Origin of the sequence: Streptomyces sp. NPDC001373, assembly GCF_042895815.1 — a bacterium.
In the GTDB taxonomy this organism is placed as follows: Bacteria; Actinomycetota; Actinomycetes; order Streptomycetales; family Streptomycetaceae; genus Streptomyces.
This window is the reverse complement of sequence record NZ_JBIAWQ010000008.1, coordinates 282,147-304,153: the sequence shown is the minus strand read 5'-3', so window position 1 is coordinate 304,153 and position 22,007 is coordinate 282,147. Positions and strand designations below refer to the sequence as shown.

Genomic DNA, 22,007 nt, shown 5'->3' with positions numbered 1-22,007 from the left:
CGGGCGCCCGTTCCGCCTAGTCTTCCCGGCATGGCTGCGGCTCAGGGACGATTTTCAGATGGCGCTGACGGTGTGGACGGCGCGAAGGAGAGCTCGGTCCCGCTGCCGTTCCGACGGGCGGTCGACGGCTTGCGGAAGGCACGGCTGCGGCCCGGGATCGAGATCGACCCCACGAAGCCGCCCCAGCGGCTGGCACCGTACGCGTACGCGCTGGAGGCGGTGGTCGTGGACGGGGAGGACGACCTGGCCGACGGCCGGCTGATCCTGCTCCACGACCCGGCCGGGCACGACGCCTGGCAGGGCACCTTCCGGCTGGTGACGCTGGTGCGGGCCGAGCTGGAGCCGGAGATGGCCGCGGACCCGCTGCTGCCCGAGGTGTGCTGGTCCTGGCTGACCGGGGCACTGGAGGCGCGCGGGCTGGCGTACGGGGAGCCCGGCGGGACCGTGACGCGGGCGAGCTCGCACTACTTCGGCGGCCTCGGGGACCGGCGCCCGGCGACGCAGATCGAGATCAGGGCCTCGTGGACCCCCCGGGAGGGGGTGGGCGGGGTGCCGGACACGTCCGCGCACCTGGCGGCCTGGTGCGAGCTGCTGTGCCAGATCGCGGGACTGCCGCCGGCGGTGCCGGCGGAGGGGGCACCGGGCGTGGTGTCCCTGCCGCAGCGGCGGGGGCCGCACCACCCGTAGCGGGCGTCCCGGCGGGCCGTCCCGAAGGGGCGTGCGGCGGACTGAGGGTGTCCGGCGGCGGGGGACGATCGTTCAGGTTCATGACGGAGCGTCAAACCCGCGCGGTCATGGCGGGCTTCTGATCATCCCTTGATCGATCGTGCGTCCGAATTGCCCGAATTGTTACTCACCAAATCGTGATCATTCCCTAAAGCCGGGCGGGTGACGTGCCGAAGGAGTCAGTGACCATCCGCACGGTGCGCACCGGCTTCCTTCCCCGAGCCGGCCCGTCCCGCCACTCCCCCAGGAGGCCTAGGTGTCCGTTCTTCTCGAGCAGCCCGCAAGCCTGGTCGCCTACCGCCCGAACAAGCCGACGGCCATGGTCGTCGTGGCCGACCCGCGCGTCCGTTCCACCGTGACCCGCCATCTGTGGGCCCTCGGAGTCCGCGACGTGATCGAGGCGTCGTCCATCGCGGAGGCCCGCCCCCGCGTCGGCAGCCCGCGCGACATCTGCGTGGCCGACGTCCACCTGCCCGACGGTTCCGGTCTCACCCTGCTCTCCGAGACCCGCGCCGCCGGCTGGCCGAACGGCCTGGCCCTGTCCGCCGCCGATGACATCGGAGCCGTGCGCAACGCCCTCGCGGGCGGTGTGAAGGGCTACGTGGTCACCGGCACCCGCACCAACATCGGTCTCCCCACCCGGCCCGGCGCCGCCCCCATCGGTGCCGCCGCCGCCCGTATGCACCGCCGCCCCCCGGGTGCCCCGAGCCACCCGGGCGGCTACCGGGAGCTGTCCGGCCGCGAGGTCGAGGTCCTGCGCCTCGTCGCCGAGGGCCAGTCCAACAAGGCCATCGGCGTCTCGATGGGCCTGTCCGCCCTGACCGTCAAGTCCCACCTCGCCCGGATCGCCCGCAAGCTGGGCACCGGCGACCGGGCCGGGATGGTCGCCGTCGCACTCCGGACGGGGATCATCCACTGACCGCGCCCTGAGGCTCCGGGCCGGCGGCCGGCGAACCCGGCAGGCCCGCGCCTCCCCTTCGCGCCCGTCGACGGAACGTTCCGGCGACGGGCGCGTCACATACACGGATACCCTTGACCGGTGACCGACGCCCAAGAGACCGCAGCACACCTGCGCACCACCACCGGGGGCGGCCCCCCGGACGAAGAGGTTTCGTCCGATGGGCTGCCGATTCCCTTGCTGGAGCCCCGCGAGGGCATCCCGCCCGTCGTGGCCGACACCGCGGCGCTCGCCCGGGTCGTCGCGGCCTTCGCCGCGGGCAGCGGCCCCGTCGCCGTCGACGCCGAACGCGCCTCCGGCTACCGCTACGGGCAGCGCGCCTACCTGGTGCAGCTGCGCCGCGAGGGCGCGGGCTCCGCACTCGTCGACCCGGTCGGCTGCCCGGACCTCTCCGCCCTGGGCGGGGCCCTGTCCTCCACCGAGTGGATCCTGCACGCCGCCACGCAGGACCTGCCGTGCCTGCGCGAAATAGGCATGGCCCCCACCAGCCTGTTCGACACCGAACTGGCGGGACGCCTGGCCGGCTTCCCCCGCGTCGGGCTCGGCGCGATGGTCGAGAGCGTGCTCGGCTACCAGCTGGAGAAGGGGCACTCCGCCGTCGACTGGTCCACCCGCCCGCTCCCCGAGCCCTGGCTGCGGTACGCCGCGCTGGACGTGGAGCTGCTGGTGGATCTGCGGGACGCGCTGGAGAAGGAGCTGGACCGGCAGGGCAAGCTGGAGTGGGCCCGCCAGGAGTTCGACGCCATCGCCTCCGCCCCGCCCGCCCCGCCGCGCAAGGACCCCTGGCGCCGCACCTCCGGCATGCACAAGGTGCGCCGCCGGCGGCAGATGGCCGTGGTGCGGGAACTGTGGGAGGCCCGCGACCGGATCGCGCAGCGCCGTGACGTGTCCCCCGGCAAGGTGCTGGGCGACGCGGCGATCGTGGAGGCGGCCCTGGCCGTCCCCGCGAACGTGCACGCGCTGTCGGCCCTGCCCGGCTTCGGGCAGCGGATGGGCCGGCGCCAGCTGGACCAGTGGATGGCCGCCGTGGAGCGGGCGAAGGCCCTGCCCGAGAGCGAGCTGCCGCAGCCCGGGGCGGCCCCGTCGGGCCCGCCGCCGCCGCGTTCGTGGGCCGACAAGGACCCGGCCGCCGCAGCGCGGCTGTCCGCGGCCCGCGCGGCCGTGTCGGCGCTGGCCGAGGGGCTGAACCTGCCCCAGGAGAACCTGATCACCCCGGACACCGTGCGCCGGCTGTGCTGGGAGCCTCCCCGCCGCGCCGACGCGGACGCGGTGTCCGAGGCCCTGACGGGCTACGGCGCCCGCCCGTGGCAGATCGAGCAGGTCACCGCGGCCCTGGTGGCCGCCCTGACGTCGGCCGCCTCCTGATCCGAACGCCCCGAGAGCCCCCGTCCCTCCGCGGACGGGGGCTCTCGGCGTTGTCGGCGCGGTCCCCGCGGTGTGACCTTCGCCGCTGTTCGGGGAGGGGGTGTGCACATGAGTTACCCGCAAGTAGCATGGGCCGGGTGAGCGGGCGCTCAGTGAGAAGGAGCGCTCCGCCGCGCAGCAGTGCACACCCGCACCTGGAGGAGAGCCAACGTGCCTCGTACCGTCAGGGACGTCGTCTTCGTCGACGGCGTCCGCACCCCGTTCGGCAAGGCGGGCCCGAAGGGCATCTACCACGAGACCCGCGCCGACGACCTCGTCGTGAAGGCGATCCGGGAGCTGCTGCGCCGCAACCCGGACCTGGACCCCAAGAAGATCGACGAGGTCGCCATCGCCGCGACCACGCAGATCGGCGACCAGGGCCTGACGCTGGGCCGCACGGCCGGCATCCTCGCGGGCCTGCCGCAGTCGGTCCCGGGCTACTCCATCGACCGCATGTGCGCCGGCGCGCTGACCGCCGTGACCGCCGTCGCGGGCGGTGTGGCCTTCGGTGCGTACGACGTCGCCCTCGCCGGCGGTGTCGAGCACATGGGCCGCCACCCCATGGGTGAGGGCGTCGACCCGAACCCGCGCTTCGTCTCCGAGAAGCTGGTCGACGAGTCCGCCCTGTTCATGGGCATGACCGCCGAGAACCTGCACGACCGGTACCCGACGATCACCAAGCTCCGCGCCGACGAGTACGCCGTGCGCTCGCAGGAGAAGGCCGCCAAGGCGTACGCCGACGGCAAGATCCAGCAGGACCTGGTCCCGATCTCGGTGCGCAACACCAACGAGGCGGTCGGTGAGACGGGCTGGGGCCTGGTCACCACCGACGAGCCGATGCGCCCGGGCACCACGCTGGAGAACCTGGCCGGCCTGAAGACCCCGTTCCGTACGCACGGCCGGGTCACCGCGGGCAACGCCGCCGGTCTCAACGACGGCGCCACCGCCGCGATCATCGCGTCCGAGGACTTCGCCCGCGAGAACAACCTCCCGGTCAAGATGCGCCTCGTCTCCTACGCCTTCGCGGGCGTGGAGCCGGAGGTCATGGGCTACGGCCCGATCCCGGCCACGGAGAAGGCCCTCGCGCAGGCGGGCCTGTCCATCGAGGACATCGGCCTCTTCGAGATCAACGAGGCCTTCGCCGTGCAGGTGCTGGCCTTCCTGGAGCACTACGGCATCGCCGACGACGACGCCCGCGTGAACCAGTACGGCGGCGCGATCGCCTTCGGCCACCCGCTGGCCTCCTCCGGCGTCCGCCTGATGACGCAGCTGGCCCGCCAGTTCGAGGAGCAGCCGCACGTCCGCTACGGCCTGACCACCATGTGCGTCGGCTTCGGCATGGGCGCCACGGTCATCTGGGAGAACCCGAACTTCGACGCCGAGGGAGACTCCAAGTGAGCACCACCGCTGAGCTCCTGAAGGGCGCGGCCGAACTGTTCCCGGACGAGGTCGTCACGTCCGCGCACGTCCGCCACCTGGACCTGCCGTTCGGCGCCGGGCGCTTCGCGCTCATCACGCTGGACAACGGCTTCGACCACACCAAGCCGACCACCTTCGGCCCGCAGTCCCTCGCCAACCTGAACGCGGCGATCGACCAGGTCGAGCAGGAGGCCACCGCCGGCACCATCGTCGGCGCGGGCATCACCGGCAAGCCGTTCATCTTCGCCGTCGGCGCCGACCTCAAGGGCGTCGAGCTGCTCAAGAAGCACGACGAGGCGCTCGCCATCGGCAAGGGCGGCCACGACGTCTTCAAGCGCCTCTCCGCGCTGGCCGTCCCCACCTTCGCGTACTACAACGGCGCGGCGATGGGCGGCGGTGTCGAGGTCGGCCTGCACTGCTCGTACCGCACCGTCTCCAAGGCCATCCCGGCCTTCTCCCTGCCCGAGGTCTTCCTCGGCCTGGTTCCGGGCTGGGGCGGCTGCGCCATCCTCCCGAACCTGATCGGCGCGGAGCGCGCGGTCTCGGTCATCATCGAGAACTCGCTGAACCAGAACCGCCAGCTCAAGGGCAAGCAGGTCTTCGAGCTCGGCATCGCCGACGCGATCTTCGAGGGTGCCGACTTCCTGGAGCAGTCCCTGATCTGGACCGCGAAGGTCCTGAAGGGCGACACCGAGGTCGTCCGCGCCGAGGTCGACCGCGGCGAGGCCTGGGACGCGGCCGTCGCCAAGGGCCGCTTCATCGCGGACTCCAAGGTGCACGGCGCCGCTCCGGCCGCCTACCGCGCGCTGGACATCATCGCCGCGGCCAAGGACGGCGACCTCCAGGCCGGCTTCGACGCCGAGGACAAGGCCCTCGCGGACCTGATCATGGGCGGCGAGCTGCGCTCGGGCATCTACGCCTTCAACCTGGTCCAGAAGCGCGGCAAGCGCCCGGCCGGCGCCCCGGACAAGTCCCTGGCCCGTCCGGTCACCAAGGTCGGCGTCGTCGGCGCGGGCCTGATGGCCTCGCAGCTGGCGCTGCTGTTCCTGCGCCGCCTGGAGGTGCCGGTGGTCCTCACCGACATCGACCAGGAGCGCGTGGACAAGGGCGTGGGCTACGTCCACGCCGAGATCCAGAAGCTGCTCGGCAAGGGCCGGATCAACCAGGACAAGGCCAACCGCCTGACCGCCCTGGTCACCGGTGTCCTGGACAAGGCCGAGGGCTTCGCGGACGCGGACTTCATCATCGAGGCCGTGTTCGAGGAGATGTCCGTCAAGCAGAAGGTGTTCGCGGAGGTCGAGGCGGTCGCCCCGGCGCACGCGATCCTCGCCACCAACACCTCCTCGCTGTCGGTGTCGGAGATGGCCTCCCAGCTCCGGCACCCGGAGCGCGTGGTCGGCTTCCACTTCTTCAACCCGGTCGCGATCCTCCCGCTGCTGGAGATCGTCCGCGGTGAGCAGACCGACGACGCCTCGCTGGCCACGGCCTTCGGTGTCGCCAAGAAGCTGAAGAAGACCGCGGTCCTGACGAAGGACGCCCCGGCGTTCGTCGTGAACCGCATCCTGACCCGCTTCATGGGCGAGATCCAGAACGTCATCGACGAGGGCACCCCGGTGGCGACCGCCGAGAAGGCCATCGAGCCGCTCGGCCTGCCGATGTCCCCGCTGGTGCTGCTGGAGCTCGTCGGCCCGGCGATCGGCCTGCACGTCTCCGAGACCCTGAACCGTTCCTTCCCGGAGCGCTTCACCGTCTCCCCGAACCTGGCCGCCGTCGTCAAGGCGGGCAAGCGCGGCTTCTACGTCTACGACTCCGGCAAGCCGGAGCTGGACCCCGAGGTCGCCGCCCTCCTGGTGCAGGGCGACTCCGTCCTGACGGAGGAGCAGGTCCGCGACCGCGTCCTGGACGCGGTGGCGCAGGAGATCGGCCTGATGCTGGAGGAGGGTGTCGTGGCCGAGGCCCAGGACATCGACCTCTGCCTCATCACCGGTGCGGGCTGGCCCTTCCACCTGGGCGGCATCACCCCGTACCTGGACCGTGAGGGCGTCTCGGAGCGGGTGAACGGCAAGAAGTTCCTCGCCCCGGGTGTCGCCAGCGTCCCGGCGTAACACGCGCAGAGCGCAGGAGGGCCCCGTCCGCACCCGGTGAGGACGGGGCCCTCCCCGTTGTCTCACCTGCGGCCGAGCCGGCCGCTCTTGACCAGGCGCTGGGCGGCCGGCGAGGCCGGATTGATGGTCAGGGCCTGCCGGCCGGCCTGGCGGCGCAGGTCGTCGCCGTGCTTGCCGAGCTTCGCCGCGGTCTCCGCGATCCGCAGCCAGACCAGGGCGCGCCCGCTGTCCGCGGAGATCTGCATGGCCCGCTCGATCCGCTGCCTGGCCTGGTCGGTCTCCTTGCGGCGGATGTGGGCCTGGGCCATGCCGATGAGCAGGTCCAGGTTCTCCTGCTCGGCCAGCAGCCGGGCGCCGACCTCCAGGACGCCCCGGTCGTCCTTTGCCTCGACCAGCGAGGCGAACCCGTTCATCGTGACGTCGGTGACGGGCACCTCGTCCGGCTCCGCGCGCTCCCCGGCGCCGCGCAGGGTCCAGCCCAGGCCGCGCCGCCACTTCCAGGTGCGCGGGCCGGGCAGTTCCAGGCGGCTGCGGGTGCGCTCGTTGAAGTGCATGGACAGCTCGGGGCGGCCTTCCCACTGGTCGACGGCCGCCGCGACGTACTCCTCGGCCACCGGGCGCAGGAAGGCGTACCGCTTGGGCTGCATGCAGTAGCCGACGGCCTGGACGTACGGGGTGACCTCGGCCCGGACGTGCTCGGCGTCCAGGATCCGGTCGGCCGGGGCGGCGGTCGGCACGTCCAGGTCGGGGACGAGGGCGTGGGTGAGGGTGGCGGGAATGCGGTTGCTGTTGGCGTAGGGCCGCATGCGCCGGATGACCTCCAGCGCGCCGATCTGGGCGACGGGGATCCCGAAGAGGGTGCGGGCGGTGAACAGACCGGTGGAGAAGCAGCCGATCACCTGGCGGGGGCGCAGGTAGGCGAAGACGGTCTCGGCGAGGACCGGGACGTCCAGGACGAGGAAGGGGACGCCCGCCTCGCGGGCGGCCTCGGCGAGGGTGTCGGAGAGGCTGGAGGGGGCGCTGGGGTGCGGTTTGAAGACCACGGAGGTGTGGCCGAGCCGTACCGCGTGCTCGAACATGCGCCGGTGCAGCTCCTCCTCTTCCTCCTCGGTGAGGATGCCCAGGGGGGAGAGGTACTGGCCGAGGAGGAGCGCGGTCTGCGGTCCGCGTTCGACGAGCTGCGGCGGGACCACCCGGTCGAGGATCGGGCGGCACTCCTCGGTGAGCTCCGCCACCAGGTCGAGGACGGCGCCGGTGTGGACCGGCTGCGAGGGGATCCCGTACTCGGTGAGGAGCATGGGGAGCAGGGTGGGGATCAGGTCGAGGTAGAGGACCCGGTCGATCCGGCCGTGGAGGGGGCGGGGCAGGTCGTTGCGGGTGGGTCCGTAGCTCATGACCCCGTCGGCGTACACGGTGAGGGTGGCGTCGGAGAAGATCTTGCAGAGGGTCTGGGCGGGCTTGACCTGGATGGACTCGACGACGAGCTCCAGGGGGCCGGGCCTGATCCCCATCTTCTCCCCCATCACGGTGCGCCAGAGGGGGGCGTCCTCGTCTCGGGGGGCCCACAGCGACGGGTGGAAGGGGTAGATGAGGTCGTTCCAGTAGACGACCCGGTGGAAGCGCGCGAGGACGGCGGCGGCGCCGGGCATCCGGTGCAGCGGGGTGGCGACCTCGGGGATGTCGACGTTGTTGCACACGAGCAGGATCCGCTCGCGGTCGTCCTGGCCGAACTGGCCGGCGTCGATGGCGGCGGCCACCGTCATGGCCCCGTAGAGGGTGGAGGCGGCGAATACGCGGGTCATCGGGCAGCGGCATCCGGGTGCTGGGACAGCAGTGCTCTGAGCTTGTTCACGCGTGCGGAGTCCATTCCTGCCAGGGTCCCCTCCAGGATGTCCCGGGGAAGGTCGAAGAGGGTCTGCGCGCTGCGTTCCCACAGCAGGCCCCGGGTGGGTTCGTCGTAGTCGCCGGCGCGGTCCATGTGAATGACGACGAGGGCGCACAGAGTTCGCATGGCCTTGAACGAGAGTTCATATCCGCGCGGGTGGTGGGCGAGTTCGTCGAAAACCAGCCGGAAGGCGCGAAGGAAGTCCAGCTGCCGTTCGTCGGGGATCTTGGTGAGTGAAGTGGACACATCGCGGCGGTAGAAGACGCCGTGCAGGTCGACCACTCCGAAGGAGCGCATCCGCAGGTGCAGCTGATAGAACCAGTGCCGGTCCTCTGCGGTTCGCAGGGTCTCCTCGAAGAACAACGCGCCCGCCTCGCGGAGGCGCTCGCGGTCGTAGATGCCCGCCCAGACCGAGGGGTAGTCGATGAAGGTGGACGCGTCCACCGGCCCCATGTAGTCCAGCGGATTCAGCGGAAGGGCCCGCGGGGCGAGCGGGGGCATGACGATCTTTCGTTTCCTGCCGTAGACCCGGACATGGCCGGTGCGCAGGAAATCGACCCCGGACTGACCCATCCAGCCCACGAGTTGTGCGAGATATCCGGGGGCGTACCAGTCGTCGCCGTCGAGAAAGGTGAAGAAGCGGCCGCGGGCCGCGGCGAGGCCGATGTTCCGGGTCGCCGATATCCCCATGTTCCGCTCGTTGCGGATGAGTACGGCGCCGGGGATCCCGGGTATCATCTCCCGCAGGATCTCCGATGTCCCGTCAACGGACGCGTCGTCCACCACGATGAACTCGAAGTCCTCCCGCGCATTCAGGGCCAGGGACTTCAGCGTCGTCCGGCAGAAGTCGCGGACGTCACACATCGCGACGATCACCGAAAGGGTCACCATCGTCGGCACTCACCTTCTCCCCATTCACCGACACTCGGCCATCATGTCAGAGCACCCGGGAGAACCCGAACGGCGCTTGGGGTGTGACGTACAACTCCCCTGCCCTTCGAGGCCTATTCGTGACACATAAGGCTCAGGTGAGGATGTAGGGTCTAACGGGCCGTGCGGCCGCCCCGCCCGAGCCCGCGCCCGGCTGCGGGCACGCCGACAGCAGTCGGGCACCGCCGACCGACCGGGAATCCACCAGTGCGCATCCACGTGCTCGCAGACTCCGACACCCGCTGGAAATGGGGTGCCGGGCTGGCGGTGGGTCTGGCGCCGGGCAGCGAGGTCCACGCGCACATGCTGCGCGGCCGGAGCACTCCGACCGCGCGCCAGCTGGCGGAGGTCGGCATCACCCCCTCCTCGATCACCGAGGTCACGCTCGCCGAGTTCGCGGCCGCCCCCGCCCTCGCCGCGGCGGACGTGATCATCCTGGGCACGGTCGGCGGCGCCACCCACGCGGCCCTGCACGCGCTGGCCCGCCGCTTCGCCGGCGCCCTGCACCGGCCGATCCTGATGACCGGTTACGTCGGCGTCGTCTACGAGAAGATGGCCGACGGCCTCCTGCTGCGCGCGGGCGCCGACATCGTCCTCGCCAACAGCCCTTTCGACCGGCGCCGATTCACCGAGGTGTACGAACCCCTCGGAATTCCCGCGTCCAGCATCGTCCAGACGGCTCTTCCCTTTCTCGACCAGCGCCCCTACGATCCGAACCGGACTTTCGCCGAACACCCTTATACGGTGTGCTTCGCCGTCCAGCCCTCGGTACCCGCCGACCGCAACGGCCGGATGTACATGCTGCGCCGCGCGATATCCCACGCCCGACTGCGCCCGGGGCGCGATGTCCTCATCAAACTCCGCAGCAGACCCGGCGAGGCGACCACCCACGTGGAGGCGTACCACTACCAGGTCCTGGCGGAACAGCTGGACGAACCGCTGCCACCCAATCTGCATTTCGTGTACGGCAACATGTCGCAGACCCTCGACCGCACCGATCTCCTGGTGACGGTCAGCTCCACAGCCGCCCTCGAATCGATGCACCGGGGAATGCCCACCGCCATTCTGAGCGATCTCGGAATCCGCGAGGTACACGGCAACCATTACTTCACCGGTTCCGGCTGCGTCACCGACTGGACCGCCATAGACGGGGGTGCGGCCCCACTCGCCCACGAATCCTGGACGGTCGACCAGGGAATCCGCTCCACCGATCCCTTCGGCGAACTCCGGCAGCGGATCCTCGAACTGCGCAGCCGTCCGCTGCCTCCGGTCACCCCCTACTACACGGCCGACAGCGCGCCCGAATACGTCGGTACGCTGCTGCGCCGCCGGGGCCTCGATCCCGACGGCTCCCCCGGCCCGGGGGCCGCCGCGGCCCGCTCCCGCGGCCCGATGAAGCGCACCTCGCGACGCGTGCTCAAGGTCGCCTACCAGTTCGGGGTCCAGCGCGTGGCCCCGAAGATCCAGCAGTGGGGCGGCGTATGAGCGCCCCCACCCCCATCCAGGAGAGCACCCCCGTGAACGTCACCGCCGTCATACCCGCCCGGGGCGGCTCCAAGGGCATCCCCGGCAAGAACGTCGCCGACGTCGGCGGCGTACCGCTCGTGGCCCGCGCCGTCCGGGCCTGCCTGGGCGCCGCCCACGTGACCCGGGTCGCGGTCTCCACCGACGACGCGGCGATCGCCCGCGCCGCCCGGGAGGCCGGCGCCGAGGTGGTGGAGCGCCCGGCCGGGCTGGGCTCGGACCGGGCCTCCAGCGAGTCCGCGCTGCTGCACGCGCTGGACGTGCTGGAGGAACGTCACGCCGAGACCGTGGACGTCCTGGTCTTCGTCCAGTGCACCAGCCCGTTCACCACCTCCGAGGAGGTGGACGACACCGTGCTGGCCGTCGTCCGCGACGGAGCCGACTCCGCCTTCACCGCCGTGCCCTTCCACGGCTTCCTGTGGAACGCCGACCCCGGCGCCGGCCCCGGCCACCGGGCACAGGGCGTCAACCACGACAGCGCGGTCCGCCTGCGCCGCCAGGACCGCACGCCCGAGTACCTGGAGTCGGGAGCCGTCTACGCCATGCGCACCGAGGGCTTCCGCCGCAGCGGCCACCGCTTCTTCGGCCGGACCCAGCTCGTCCCCACAGCCCCCGAGCGGGCCATCGAGCTCGACGAACCCGGCGACCTCGACCGGGCCCGGGCCCTGGCCCCCCTCCTGGACGCCCCGCAGACTTCGGCGACCCCGTCGCCGCGACCCCAGCAGTACCCCGGAAAGGAACTCTGAACAGTGGTGCACAGCAACCGGATCCGCCGGATCGGAAACAGGGAGGTCGGCGCCGGCCGGCCCGCCTATGTGATCGGTGAGATCGGGATCAACCACAACGGCGAGCTGGCGAACGCCCTCGCCCTCATCGACGCGGCCGCCGACGCGGGCTGTGACGCGGTGAAGTTCCAGAAGCGCACGCCCGAGATATGCACCCCGCGCGACCAGTGGGACATCGAGCGGGACACCCCGTGGGGCCGGATGACGTACATCGACTACCGCCACCGCGTGGAGTTCGGCGAGGACGAGTACCGGGCCATCGACGAGCACTGCGCGAAGCGCGGCATCGACTGGTTCGCCTCTCCCTGGGACACCGAAGCCGTCACCTTCCTGGAGAAGTTCGACGTGCCCGCACACAAGGTGGCCTCCGCCTCCCTGACCGACGACGAGCTCCTCCTGGCCCTGCGCGCCACGGGCAAGACGGTCATCCTGTCCACCGGCATGTCCACCCCGCAGCAGATCCGGCACGCGGTGGAGGTGCTCGGCAGCGAGAACATCATCCTGCTGCACGCCACCTCCACCTACCCGGCCAAGGCCGAGGAGCTGAACCTGCGGGTCATCAACAGCCTGGAGGCGGCCTACCCCAACGTGCCCGTGGGCTACTCGGGGCACGAGACGGGCCTGCAGACCACCGTGGCGGCCGTCGCCATGGGCGCCTGCGCCGTCGAGCGGCACATCACCCTCGACCGCGCCATGTGGGGCTCCGACCAGGCCGCCTCCGTCGAGCCCGGCGGCCTCGCCCGCCTCGTGCGCGACATCCGCACCATCGAGACCGCCCTCGGCGACGGCGTCAAGAAGGTCTACGACTCCGAGCTCGGCCCGATGAAGAAGCTCCGGCGCGTCCAGGGCGCCCATTCCGCCGAGGGCGTGACGACCTCGGCATGAGCGAAACCCTCGCCCTGGTGGAGAGCCCGGCTCAACTACTGAATGTCCTGGAGTGGGCCCACGTCCACCCGGGCGAGGCAGCGTCCCTCACCATCGCCGTGCTTCAGCCGGTGGACCCGCGCTCGCGCGCACAGGTCCGCCGGCTGTGCCGGTACGCCTCGCAGGCCAAGGTGGCGTGGCGGCGCTACGAGGTCCGCGCGGGGTACCTGGGGCGGGCCGGCGAACTGGTCCGGCTCGGCCGGGCTGTCGCCGCGGCCCGGCGCCTGGTGATCGGGGACCTGTTCTCCCGCACCATCCAGCTGCTGCTGCCGCGCTCCCGGGCCCGCGAGGTGGTCGTCGTCGACGACGGCACCGCCACCACCGAGCTGGTGGCGTTGCTGACGAGCGGGCAGCAGCTGACCCGCTGGCACCAGGGGGACGTCAAGTCCTCCAAGGGCGGCCCGGTCAACCGGTGGCTGGCCCGGGAGGAGCTGGAGCGGGCCGTCTTCTTCACCTGCATGCCGGTGTCCGCCCCGCCGGGCGCCGAGGTACGGCCGAACGACTACGCCTGGAGCCGGGCCACCTTCGGCCCGGCGCGGCCCCGGCCCGGCGCGGACCTGGCGGGCAGCTCCCTGGTGGAGACCGGGGTCATCGACGAGGACCGCTACATCGAAGCCGTCGGCTGGATCGCCCGCAGCCGGGCGGCCGGACGCTATCTGGCGCACCGCCGGGAGAGCGCGGCCAAGCTGGAGCGGATCGCCGCACTGACCGGGATGGAGATCGTCCACCCCGAGCTGCCGCTGGAGCTGACCGCGCTGACCGAGCCCATCGGCCTGTCCCTGCTGACCTTCGCGTCCACCATCGCCTACACCCTGCCGATCGTGCTGCGCGGTGCGCCGGTACGGGTGGAGCTGTGCGAGATCGACGACGCCTGGATCACCCCGGACACGGCGGCCCGTTCGGTGGACTTCCTGCGGCGCATCTCCAGCCTGGCGATCGCCCGGCACGGCCTGGCCAGCATCCCGCCGCAGGGACGGCGGCGGACGGGCGGCCGGTCAGAAGCGCTGCCAGCGGCCCAGTGAGAGCCCGGAGCTGTCCTTCTGACGGTTGACCAGCAGTTCGCCCCGGGCGCTGATCGAGACGATGACGACCAGTCCGCGGGCGTCGACGGCGAGGGCCGGGGACCCCAGGCACTCCTCGCCGATCTCGGTCCACCACAGCCCCGCCGCCTCGTGCTCCGTCGGGTAGGCGGCGAGGACGGTACGGCCACCCACGGCCCGGTGGGCCAGCACTGTGCAGTCGTACCCGTCGACCAGCGCCCGGACGGCGGCCACCGCCCCGTAGGCCGGTCCGCCGCCCAGGGCCATCACCCCGGCGCCCTCGCGGTGGGCGAATACCCCGCTCCCGTCGGCCGCGTGCCAGAAGTGGGTGACGCGTCCCGGGGCCGTCTCCAGGGCCCGCACCGACCCGTCCAGGGCGAGGTACGGGACGTCCTCGCCCCTCTCCAGGGGGCCGCCCGGCCCGCTCTGGGCCCAGAAGGAGAGCCCCTTCTCGCCCGGGGCGGCGAACCATATCCGGCCGTCGGCGGTGGAGGAGGCGCAGCAGCCCTCGAAGGTCATACTGCCCCGCAGGTCCTGCCACGCCACCCAGTTGCCCTTCTTGTCCTGGCGCTTGACGTGGATGCCGCGCCCGTTGTTGCGGACGAAGACGTGGGGGGTGCCCTGGGCGTCCGCCGTCACGGCCGGCGGGCCGCCGCGCAGCGACATCTCGACGTTGTGGTAGAGGGTGCCGAGGGAGTCCCAGGGGCCCATCGGGCGTCCGCTCTGGTACTGCACGGCGTGGTGGTAGGTGAGGGTCTCGGTGCCGTCGCCGCCCTCGGCGCGGGCCCGGCGCCGGCCCGCGAAGTGGGCGTATCCGTCGGGGCCCTGACCCACCGAGAGGTCGGTCAGCCCGTCGGTGGGGAAGAGGTCGGGGCCGCTCCAGTCGGGGCCGCCGGGGACGCGCTCGGTCCAGCGGAGCAGACCGCCCTCGGCGCGCGCGTACGCGGTGAGCCGTCCGTCCTTGCCGGCGAGGACCCAGCGTCCGGCCACGGGGCCCAGGGCCACGGAGTTCCAGTCACGGGCGCCGGCGCCGCCGGGCCCCGCGGGGCGTCCGGGGGATTTGTTCGGACTGCGTCTGGATCGCGTCGCCATGGACCGCAAGCAACCCTTCCCCCGCACGATTCGAACAGAATCAGGATACCCCGGGGGTCGTCCGGCGGGCCGCTGCGTCTATGTTGGAGCCCGCGCTCCCCCGCCGCACTCCCCCCGCCACCCGTTCGGAAGGACCGGTCCCCGGGCATGACTTCAGACGCCACCGCCCCCGCCACGACCACGCCGGAACCGGCGCCGGAACAGGCCCCGACCCGTTCGCGCGCGAGCCGGATCCGCCGGGGACTGGCCTGGACGGCGGCCGTCGTGGTCCTCGGCTCGGCCGGAGCGGGCTGGTGGGTCTACAGCCACCTCGAGGGGAACATCGACAGCGTCGACCTGGACCGGGCCATCGGCGCGGACAACCGGCCGCCGAAGGTGGCCGAGAAGGCCCAGAACGTCCTGGTGCTCGGCTCCGACTCGCGGGCCGGCGCCAACGGCGAGCTCGACCACGGCAACGTCAGCGGGGCCCGCTCCGACACGGCGATGCTGGTGCACATACCCGAGGGCCGGTCCCGGGCCACCGCGGTGAGCATCCCCCGCGACACCCTGATCACCCGGCCCGAGTGCAAGGACCAGGACGGGAAGACCGTCCCGGAGGCGAACCGGGTCATGTTCAACTCCGTCTACTCGGTGGCCGGCCCGGCCTGCGTGGTCAAGACCGTCGAGCAGCTGTCGGGCATCCGCGTCGACCACTTCGTCGAGGTGGACTTCGCCGGCTTCAAGGGCCTGGTGGACGCCCTCGGCGGGGTCACCGTCACCCTCGACCAGCCGATGACGGGCGCGAAGGGCGGCCTGAAACTCGACGCGGGCACGCACCGGCTGAACGGCACGGACGCGCTGAAGTTCGTCCGCACCCGCTATGGCTACGGCGACGGCAGCGACCTCGGACGCATCGGCCTCCAGCAGCAGTTCATGCTCGCGATGCTCTCCGAGATCAAGAAGCAGGACGCCCTCGGCAACCCGGCCCGGCTCTACAAGCTCGCCGACGCCGGCACCAAGTCCCTGACCACCGACTCCGACCTGGCCTCGCTCAGCGCACTGGCCGACTTCGCGCAGAGCATGAAGGGCGTGGACCCGTCCACGATGGAGACCATCATGCTCCCGGTGGCGTACGACAAGGTGGACCCGAACCGGGTCGTGATCGCACAGGAGCAGGCCTCCCAACTGTGGGAGGCCCTGCGGACCGACCGGAAGGTGCCCGCCTCGGCGAAGGACTCCCCCGCCAAGGGCGGCTCGGGCACCAGGTCCAAGTCCCCGGCGCCCTCGCCGACCCCGTCGGCCTGAACCGCAGGCGCTCCGGCGGCCGCTCCTAGAGCTCCGCGTCCCGTCCGAGCTGGGCCAGGCGGCTCTTGCGCTTGCCGTACAGGAAGTAGACGACGAGGCCGATCACCATCCAGATCGCGAACCGCAGCCAGGTCTCGGCCGGCAGATTGAGCATCAGCCAGAGCGAGGCCGCCATCGACAGGATCGGCACCACCGGCACCCACGGGGTACGGAAGGCCCGGTGCAGGTCGGGGCGGGTCCTGCGCAGGATGATCACGCCGAGGGCCACCACGACGAAGGCGAACAGGGTGCCGATGTTGACCAGCTCCGCGAGCTTCTCCAGGCTGGTGAACCCCGCGACCACGGCGATGATCGAACCGAGCAGCACGGTGGCGCGGTAGGGCGTGCGGAACTTCGGGTGGGTGACGGAGAAGACGCGCGGCAGCAGTCCGTCACGGCTCATGGCGAAGAACACGCGGGTCTGCCCCAGAAGCAGGATCATGCACACCGTGATCAGGCCGATGGCCGCCCCGAGGCTGATGGCTCCGGAGAAGAAGGGCTGGTCGACGGCTTTGAACGCGGCGGCGAGCGGGGCTGTCGGAGACATCTCCTTGTAGTACTGCATACCGGTGACCACGATCGTCACGGCGACGTAGAGCAGCGTGCAGATGAGCAGCGAGCCCAGGATGCCGCGCGGCATGTCCCGTTGCGGGTTCCTGGTCTCCTCGGCCGCGGTGGCCACGACGTCGAAGCCGATGAAGGCGAAGAAGACCAGGGAGGCGGCGGTGAAGATGCCCATGACACCGAAGTTGGTGGGCTGGTAGCCGAAGATCAGCTGGACCAGGGGCGCCGTCCAGCCGCTGCCGCCGGGTTGTGGCTCGGCCGGCGGGATGAACGGGGAGTAGTTGTCGGCCTTGATGAAGAACGCGCCCGCGACGATGACCAGCAGCACCACGAAGACCTTGATGGCGACGACGATGGCGGTGATGCGGGCCGACAGCTTCGTGCCGATGACGAGGATCGCGGTCAGCGCGAGGACCAGCAGGAAGGCCAGCAGGTCGAAGTGCCCGCCGTCGTCGGGCCCGGACAGGGCGGTGGGCATGTCCCAGCCGAGGTTCGTGTGCATGAGCTGGCGCACGTACCCCGACCAGCCGACGGCCACGACGGCGGTGCCCAGGGCGAACTCCAGGACGAGGTCCCAGCCGATGATCCAGGCGGGCAGTTCTCCGATCGATGCGTACGCGAAGGTGTAGGCCGACCCGGCCACCGGAACGGTGGACGCGAACTCGGCGTAGCAGAGGGCCGCGAGGGCACAGACGACGCCCGATACCACGAAGGAGAGGGCGGTGGCGGGGCCGGCGTTGTTGCGGGCCGCGATGCCCGTCAGGACGAAGATGCCGGTACCGATGATGACACCGACACCGAAGACGGTCAGGTCCCAGGCGGAGAGCGATTTGCGGAGCGCGTGCTCCGGCTCCTCCGTGTCCCGGATGGACTGTTCCACCGTCTTGGTACGGAACGGGCTGTTGAGATCCGAGCTCACCGACGCACCTCCCAAGAAGTACGCGAACGGGCCGGGAGGCCCACCCTTCAAGGGTGATCTCCCGGCCCGTGTGCTGCAACCGCGCGACCGCGGCGCCCCCGCGGTACGGCTAGTCGACGGCGGCGGCCGGCTCGCTCTCGAAACGGCCGTCCAGCTTCGCGACCAGGCCGGTGACCTGGCGCGCGATGTCCGGGGCGGTCAGGCCGATCTCGGCCATGATCTCCTTGCGCAGCGCGTGGTCGAGGAAGCGCTGCGGGATGCCGAAGTCGCGCAGCGGCACGTCCACGCCCGCGTCCCGCAGGGCCTGCGCGACGGCGGCGCCGACACCGCCGGTGCGGCCGTTGTCCTCGACGGTGACGACGACCCGGTGGCGTTCGGCGAGCGGGGCCATGGCCTCGTCCACCGGCTTGACCCAGCGGGGGTCGACGACGGTCGAGGAGATGCCCTGCTTGTCGAGCAGGGCGGCGATCTCCAGGCACATCGGGGCGAGCGCGCCGACCGAGACGAGCAGTACGTCCGTGGGGGCACCTCCCAGGCCCGAAGGGCCGAGGGGGAGCGTGACCTCGGGGGCCGGCAGGCGCAGCACGTCCATGCCGCCGACCTTGCCGACGGCCGGCACGGCCGGGCCGACGACGCCCTTGGAGTAGCGCACCACGGTCGGGGCGTCCTTGACCTCGACGGCCTCGCGGAGCTGGGCGCGCAGCTGCTCGGCGTCGCGCGGGGCGGCGAGCCGCAGGCCCGGGACGACCTGGAGGATGGACATGTCCCACATGCCGTTGTGGGAGGCACCGTCGTCGCCGGTGACACCGGCGCGGTCCAGGACGAAGGTGACCCCGCACTTGTGCAGGGCGACGTCCATGAGGACCTGGTCGAAGGCGCGGTTGAGGAAGGTCGCGTAGACCGCGAAGACCGGGTGGACGCCGCCGGTGGCCAGGCCGGCGGCCGAGGTGGCCGCGTGCTGCTCGGCGATGCCGACGTCGTAGATGCGGTCCGGGAAGGTGTCCGCGAACTTCTTCAGGCCGACCGGGTGGAGCATCGCCGCGGTGATGCCGACGATGTCCTTGCGCTCGTGGCCGAGCTTGACCATCTCGTCGGCGAAGACGGAGGTCCAGCTGGCGGCTGCGGCCTTGACCGGCAGGCCGGTGTCGGGGTGGATCGGGCCGATGCCGTGGAAGCGGTCGGCCTCGTCCTGCTCGGCGTGCGTGTAGCCGCGGCCCTTCTGGGTCAGGCAGTGCACGATGACCGGGCCGCTGAAGCGCTTGGCGCGCTGGAGAGCGGACTCCAGGGCCTCGATGTCGTGGCCGTCGATGGGGCCGATGTACTTCAGGCCGAGGTCCTCGAACATGCCCTGCGGGGCGATGAAGTCCTTGAGGCCCTTCTTGGCGCCGTGCAGGGTCTCGAAGAGCGGCTTCCCGACGACGGGGGTGCGCTCCAGGATCTCCTTGCCGCGGGCCAGGAAGCGCTCGTAGCCGTCCGTGGTGCGCAGGGTGGCGAGGTGGTTCGCGAGGCCGCCGATGGTGGGGCCGTACGAGCGCTCGTTGTCGTTGACGACGATGACGAGCGGGCGGTCCTTGGCGGCGGCGATGTTGTTCAGCGCCTCCCAGGCCATGCCGCCGGTGAGGGCACCGTCGCCGATGACGGCGGCGACGTGGTGGTCCTCGCGGCCGAGGACCTCGTTGGCCTTGGCGAGGCCGTCGGCCCAGCCGAGGACCGTCGAGGCGTGCGAGTTCTCGATGACGTCGTGGTCGGACTCGGCGCGCGAGGGGTAGCCGGACAGGCCGCCCTTGGAGCGCAGGCCCGCGAAGTCCTGGCGGCCGGTGAGCAGCTTGTGGACGTAGGCCTGGTGCCCGGTGTCGAAGAGGACCTTGTCCTTCGGCGATTCGAAGACCCGGTGCAGGGCGATCGTCAGTTCGACCACGCCGAGGTTGGGGCCGAGGTGCCCGCCGGTCTTGGAGACGGCATCGACCAGGAAGGACCTGATCTCGGCGGCGAGCTGGTCGAGCTCCTCCTGGCTGAGCCGGTCCAGATCGCGCGGTCCCTTGATGCGGGTCAGCAGCACCCGTGCCTCCTTGCAGTTGCTGGCTGGTCTGTCGAGTCTAATGTTCCGCTCGCGAGCGGATTCATCGGGCGGTGCCGGGAGGGGTACGCCCACGGTCATACCTGTACACCGCACGGCGGAATCACACCTCCCAAACGGACGTATAACCGCACACTCATACGTACATATGTACGCACAGGTGCCCGGCGCCACGCGGAGTGGCACCGGGCACTGTGACGGGTCTTACCGTGGGGGCGAGGCCCCGGGCGCGCGGTCAGGCGCGTCCGGCGGTCTTCTGGGTCTTGCGGGTGACCGAGTCGATGACCACGGTGGCGAGCAGTACGGCACCAGTGATCATGTACTGGATCGGAGTCGCGATCCCCTCCAGGGCCAGACCGTACTGGATGGAGGTGATGACCATGACGCCGAGGAGGGCGTTCCAGGTCCGGCCGCGTCCGCCGAAGAGGCTGGTGCCGCCGATGACGGCTGCCGCGATCACGTTCATCAGCAGGTCGCCGGCGCCGGCGCTCTGGTTGGCCGCCGCGATCTTGGAGGCCCAGAAGAGCCCGCCGACGGCGGCGAAGGTGCCGGAGATGGAGAAGACCGCAATGCGGATGGCGTTGACGTTGATGCCCGCGCGGCGGGAGGCCTCGACGCTGCCGCCGAGGGCGAAGACGTTGCGGCCGAAGGTGGTGCGGCGCAGGAGGAAGTCCGTGCCGACCAGGGCCAGCACGAAGAGCACCACCGCGAGCGGCAGGCCCTTGTACTGGTTGAAGACGACCGCGGGACCGAAGGTGAACACGGCCAGCAGGCCGGTGCGCAGCAGGATCTCGGAGAGCGGGCGCGAGGGGACCCCGGCGGCCGCCCGGCGGCGGTTGTCGAGGAAGGACGCGAGGAAGTACACGGCCGTGGCGAGCGCCGCGAGGCCGTAGCCGGCGGCCACGTCCGAGAAGTAGTACGTCGTCAGCTGCCCGACCACGCCGTCGGGGTCGATGTTGATGGTGCCGTTGCTGCCGAGGATCTGGAGCATGGCACCGGACCAGAACAGCAGGCCCGAGAGGGTGACGGCGAAGGCGGGGGCGCCGATCCTGGCGAAGAAGAAGCCGTGGATCGCGCCGATCAGGGCGCCGCCGGCGACGGCGGCGAGGATCGCGAGCCATTCGTTGACGCCGTGGGTCACGGCGAGGACGGCGACGATCGCGCCCGAGACACCGCTGACCGAGCCGACCGAGAGGTCGATCTCGCCGAGCAGCAGCACGAAGATGATACCGACGGCGATCATGCCGGTGGCGACCATCGTGATCGCGATGTTGGAGAGGTTCTCCGGGGAGAGGAAGTTCGAGTTCAGGCTCTGGAAGATGCCCCAGATGACGATCAGACCGAGGACGACCGGGATCGAGCCCAGGTCGCCCGCCTTCATCTTGCGGCCGAACTCGCTCAGGTAGCCGGAGAGGCCCTGCTCGCGCACCAGGAGGCGGGGGTCCACCGCCGGGATGGCGTCCGCCGGCGCGGCGGGGTTGGCCAGCCGGGCCACCTCTTCCGCGTGGGTGTGGTGTTCGGTGCTCACTTGCGGGCCTCCCCGGTGCGGGCCGCCCGGCGGGTCACGGCGTTGTCCGTGGCCCCGGTGATGGCGGAGATGATCTCTTCCTGCGAGGTGTCGGCGACGTTGAAGACACCGTTGTTGCGGCCCAGCCGCAGCACCGCCACCTTGTCGGCGACGGCCTTCACGTCGGCCATGTTGTGGCTGATGAGGATGACGGCGTGGCCGCGCTCGCGCAGCCTCTCGACCAGGTCGAGGACCTGGGCGGTCTGCTCGACGCCGAGGGCCGCGGTGGGCTCGTCGAGGATGACGAGCTTGGGCTCGCCCAGCATCGAGCGGGCGATCGCCACCGTCTGGCGCTGACCGCCGGAGAGGGAGGCGATGGGGATCCGGACACTGGGGATCCGGATGGACAGGGTGGTCAGGAGCTCGCGGGCGCGGCGCTCCATCTCCACCTCGTCGAGCACGCCGTAGCGCTTGAGCTCGCGGCCCAGGAAGAGGTTGCCGACGACGTCGATGTTGTCGCACAGCGCGAGGTCCTGGTAGACGGTCGCGATGCCGAGGTTCTGGGCGTCGTGGGGCTTGCCGATGGAGACCGGACGGCCCTCCCACTCGATGACTCCGTCATCGATGGGGTGCACGCCGGCGATCGTCTTGACCAGCGTGGACTTGCCGGCGCCGTTGTCGCCGACCAGGGCGACCACCTCACCGGAGTGGATCTCGAGTTCTACGTCGGTCAGGGCCTGGACGGCGCCGAACCGCTTCGAGACCCCTCGCAACGCCAGCACGGGCGCAGCGGACACATGAACCATCTCCTTCGCCGCCTGACCG

The 22,007-nt window shown here is 71.2% G+C and carries 17 protein-coding genes; 10 read left to right on the top strand and 7 right to left on the bottom strand.

Annotated features, from left to right (window positions below; all coding sequences use genetic code 11):
• Window positions 1-30: 30 nt before the first annotated feature.
• The 5 genes from ACFY15_RS20550 to ACFY15_RS20530 all read left to right on the top strand — a co-directional run bounded on the left by ACFY15_RS20550 (window position 31) and on the right by ACFY15_RS20530 (window position 6,612).
• Window positions 31-687: a DUF3000 domain-containing protein gene (locus ACFY15_RS20550; protein WP_390688802.1), complete on the top strand. Its 657-nt coding sequence runs from the start codon at window positions 31-33 to the stop codon at window positions 685-687.
• Between the two features lie 295 nt (window positions 688-982).
• Complete coding sequence (locus tag ACFY15_RS20545; RefSeq protein ID WP_007267191.1) at window positions 983-1,645, top strand: response regulator transcription factor; 663 nt, start codon at window positions 983-985, stop codon at window positions 1,643-1,645.
• Between the two features lie 120 nt (window positions 1,646-1,765).
• The gene (locus ACFY15_RS20540) at window positions 1,766-3,049 is read left to right on the top strand and encodes an HRDC domain-containing protein (protein WP_390688803.1); all 1,284 of its coding nucleotides are present in this window, start codon (window positions 1,766-1,768) and stop codon (window positions 3,047-3,049) included.
• A gap of 210 nt (window positions 3,050-3,259) precedes the next feature.
• Entirely contained in the window at window positions 3,260-4,486 is a 1,227-nt protein-coding gene (locus ACFY15_RS20535) for a thiolase family protein (protein WP_390688804.1), read from the top strand.
• Window positions 4,483-6,612 (top strand): 3-hydroxyacyl-CoA dehydrogenase NAD-binding domain-containing protein, encoded by a 2,130-nt coding sequence (locus tag ACFY15_RS20530; protein ID WP_390688805.1) that lies wholly within the window; start codon window positions 4,483-4,485, stop codon window positions 6,610-6,612. Before ACFY15_RS20535 ends, ACFY15_RS20530 begins: the two co-directional genes overlap by 4 nt.
• A 62-nt stretch (window positions 6,613-6,674) precedes the next feature.
• Here ACFY15_RS20530 and ACFY15_RS20525 read toward each other — a convergent pair whose 3' ends face one another.
• Entirely contained in the window at window positions 6,675-8,414 is a 1,740-nt protein-coding gene (locus ACFY15_RS20525) for a polysialyltransferase family glycosyltransferase (RefSeq protein WP_390688806.1), read from the bottom strand.
• Window positions 8,411-9,388: a glycosyltransferase family 2 protein gene (locus ACFY15_RS20520; RefSeq protein ID WP_390825887.1), complete on the bottom strand. Its 978-nt coding sequence runs from the start codon at window positions 9,386-9,388 to the stop codon at window positions 8,411-8,413. Before ACFY15_RS20520 ends, ACFY15_RS20525 begins: the two co-directional genes overlap by 4 nt.
• A gap of 246 nt (window positions 9,389-9,634) precedes the next feature.
• Here ACFY15_RS20520 and ACFY15_RS20515 point away from each other — a divergent pair, with 246 nt between their 5' ends.
• Genes ACFY15_RS20515 through ACFY15_RS20500 form a run of 4 tightly spaced genes read left to right on the top strand, consistent with a single transcriptional unit; the run spans window position 9,635 to window position 13,682 of the window.
• A complete protein-coding gene (locus tag ACFY15_RS20515) occupies window positions 9,635-10,912 on the top strand; it encodes a DUF6716 putative glycosyltransferase (protein WP_390688808.1) in 1,278 nt (425 codons plus the stop codon).
• The gene (locus tag ACFY15_RS20510) at window positions 10,909-11,697 is read left to right on the top strand and encodes a cytidylyltransferase domain-containing protein (RefSeq protein WP_390688809.1); all 789 of its coding nucleotides are present in this window, start codon (window positions 10,909-10,911) and stop codon (window positions 11,695-11,697) included. The genes ACFY15_RS20515 and ACFY15_RS20510 overlap by 4 nt, the downstream gene beginning before the upstream one ends.
• Before the next feature lie 6 nt (window positions 11,698-11,703).
• The gene (locus ACFY15_RS20505) at window positions 11,704-12,621 is read left to right on the top strand and encodes an N-acetylneuraminate synthase family protein (RefSeq protein ID WP_390688901.1); all 918 of its coding nucleotides are present in this window, start codon (window positions 11,704-11,706) and stop codon (window positions 12,619-12,621) included.
• A complete protein-coding gene (locus tag ACFY15_RS20500; protein ID WP_390688810.1) occupies window positions 12,618-13,682 on the top strand; it encodes a hypothetical protein in 1,065 nt (354 codons plus the stop codon). Before ACFY15_RS20505 ends, ACFY15_RS20500 begins: the two co-directional genes overlap by 4 nt.
• Here the strand turns inward: ACFY15_RS20500 and ACFY15_RS20495 are convergent.
• Window positions 13,656-14,705, bottom strand: coding sequence for a hypothetical protein (locus ACFY15_RS20495; protein WP_390688811.1), 1,050 nt, complete (start codon window positions 14,703-14,705; stop codon window positions 13,656-13,658). The two genes, ACFY15_RS20500 and ACFY15_RS20495, sit on opposite strands and share 27 nt — an antisense overlap.
• 234 nt (window positions 14,706-14,939) lie before the next feature.
• On the opposite strand from ACFY15_RS20495, the gene ACFY15_RS20490 reads away from it, so the two are divergent.
• Window positions 14,940-16,076: an LCP family protein gene (locus tag ACFY15_RS20490; RefSeq protein ID WP_390825886.1), complete on the top strand. Its 1,137-nt coding sequence runs from the start codon at window positions 14,940-14,942 to the stop codon at window positions 16,074-16,076.
• Between the two features lie 25 nt (window positions 16,077-16,101).
• On the opposite strand, the gene ACFY15_RS20485 is transcribed toward ACFY15_RS20490, so the two are convergent.
• From ACFY15_RS20485 to ACFY15_RS20470, 4 genes are all read right to left on the bottom strand, one after another.
• Entirely contained in the window at window positions 16,102-17,598 is a 1,497-nt protein-coding gene (locus ACFY15_RS20485; protein WP_390688813.1) for an amino acid permease, read from the bottom strand.
• A 109-nt stretch (window positions 17,599-17,707) separates the two neighbouring features.
• The gene (gene dxs, locus ACFY15_RS20480) at window positions 17,708-19,657 is read right to left on the bottom strand and encodes a 1-deoxy-D-xylulose-5-phosphate synthase (RefSeq protein ID WP_390688814.1); all 1,950 of its coding nucleotides are present in this window, start codon (window positions 19,655-19,657) and stop codon (window positions 17,708-17,710) included.
• Between the two features lie 253 nt (window positions 19,658-19,910).
• Window positions 19,911-21,203: a sugar ABC transporter permease gene (locus ACFY15_RS20475; RefSeq protein WP_390688815.1), complete on the bottom strand. Its 1,293-nt coding sequence runs from the start codon at window positions 21,201-21,203 to the stop codon at window positions 19,911-19,913.
• The gene (locus tag ACFY15_RS20470; protein WP_042818391.1) at window positions 21,200-21,988 is read right to left on the bottom strand and encodes an ATP-binding cassette domain-containing protein; all 789 of its coding nucleotides are present in this window, start codon (window positions 21,986-21,988) and stop codon (window positions 21,200-21,202) included. The genes ACFY15_RS20475 and ACFY15_RS20470 overlap by 4 nt, the downstream gene beginning before the upstream one ends.
• Window positions 21,989-22,007 lie beyond the last annotated feature (19 nt).

What these genes read in the sequence shown, in the direction of transcription:
- ACFY15_RS20550 (WP_390688802.1), top strand. Translation starts at nt 31, where the DNA reads ATGGCTGCGGCTCAGGGACGATTTTCAGATGGCGCTGACGGTGTGGAC.
- ACFY15_RS20500 (WP_390688810.1), top strand. Translation starts at nt 12,618, where the DNA reads ATGAGCGAAACCCTCGCCCTGGTGGAGAGCCCGGCTCAACTACTGAAT.
- ACFY15_RS20470 (WP_042818391.1), bottom strand. Translation starts at nt 21,988, where the DNA reads ATGGTTCATGTGTCCGCTGCGCCCGTGCTGGCGTTGCGAGGGGTCTCG.
- ACFY15_RS20525 (WP_390688806.1), bottom strand. Translation starts at nt 8,414, where the DNA reads ATGACCCGCGTATTCGCCGCCTCCACCCTCTACGGGGCCATGACGGTG.
- ACFY15_RS20510 (WP_390688809.1), top strand. Translation starts at nt 10,909, where the DNA reads ATGAGCGCCCCCACCCCCATCCAGGAGAGCACCCCCGTGAACGTCACC.
- ACFY15_RS20490 (WP_390825886.1), top strand. Translation starts at nt 14,940, where the DNA reads ATGACTTCAGACGCCACCGCCCCCGCCACGACCACGCCGGAACCGGCG.
- ACFY15_RS20520 (WP_390825887.1), bottom strand. Translation starts at nt 9,388, where the DNA reads ATGGTGACCCTTTCGGTGATCGTCGCGATGTGTGACGTCCGCGACTTC.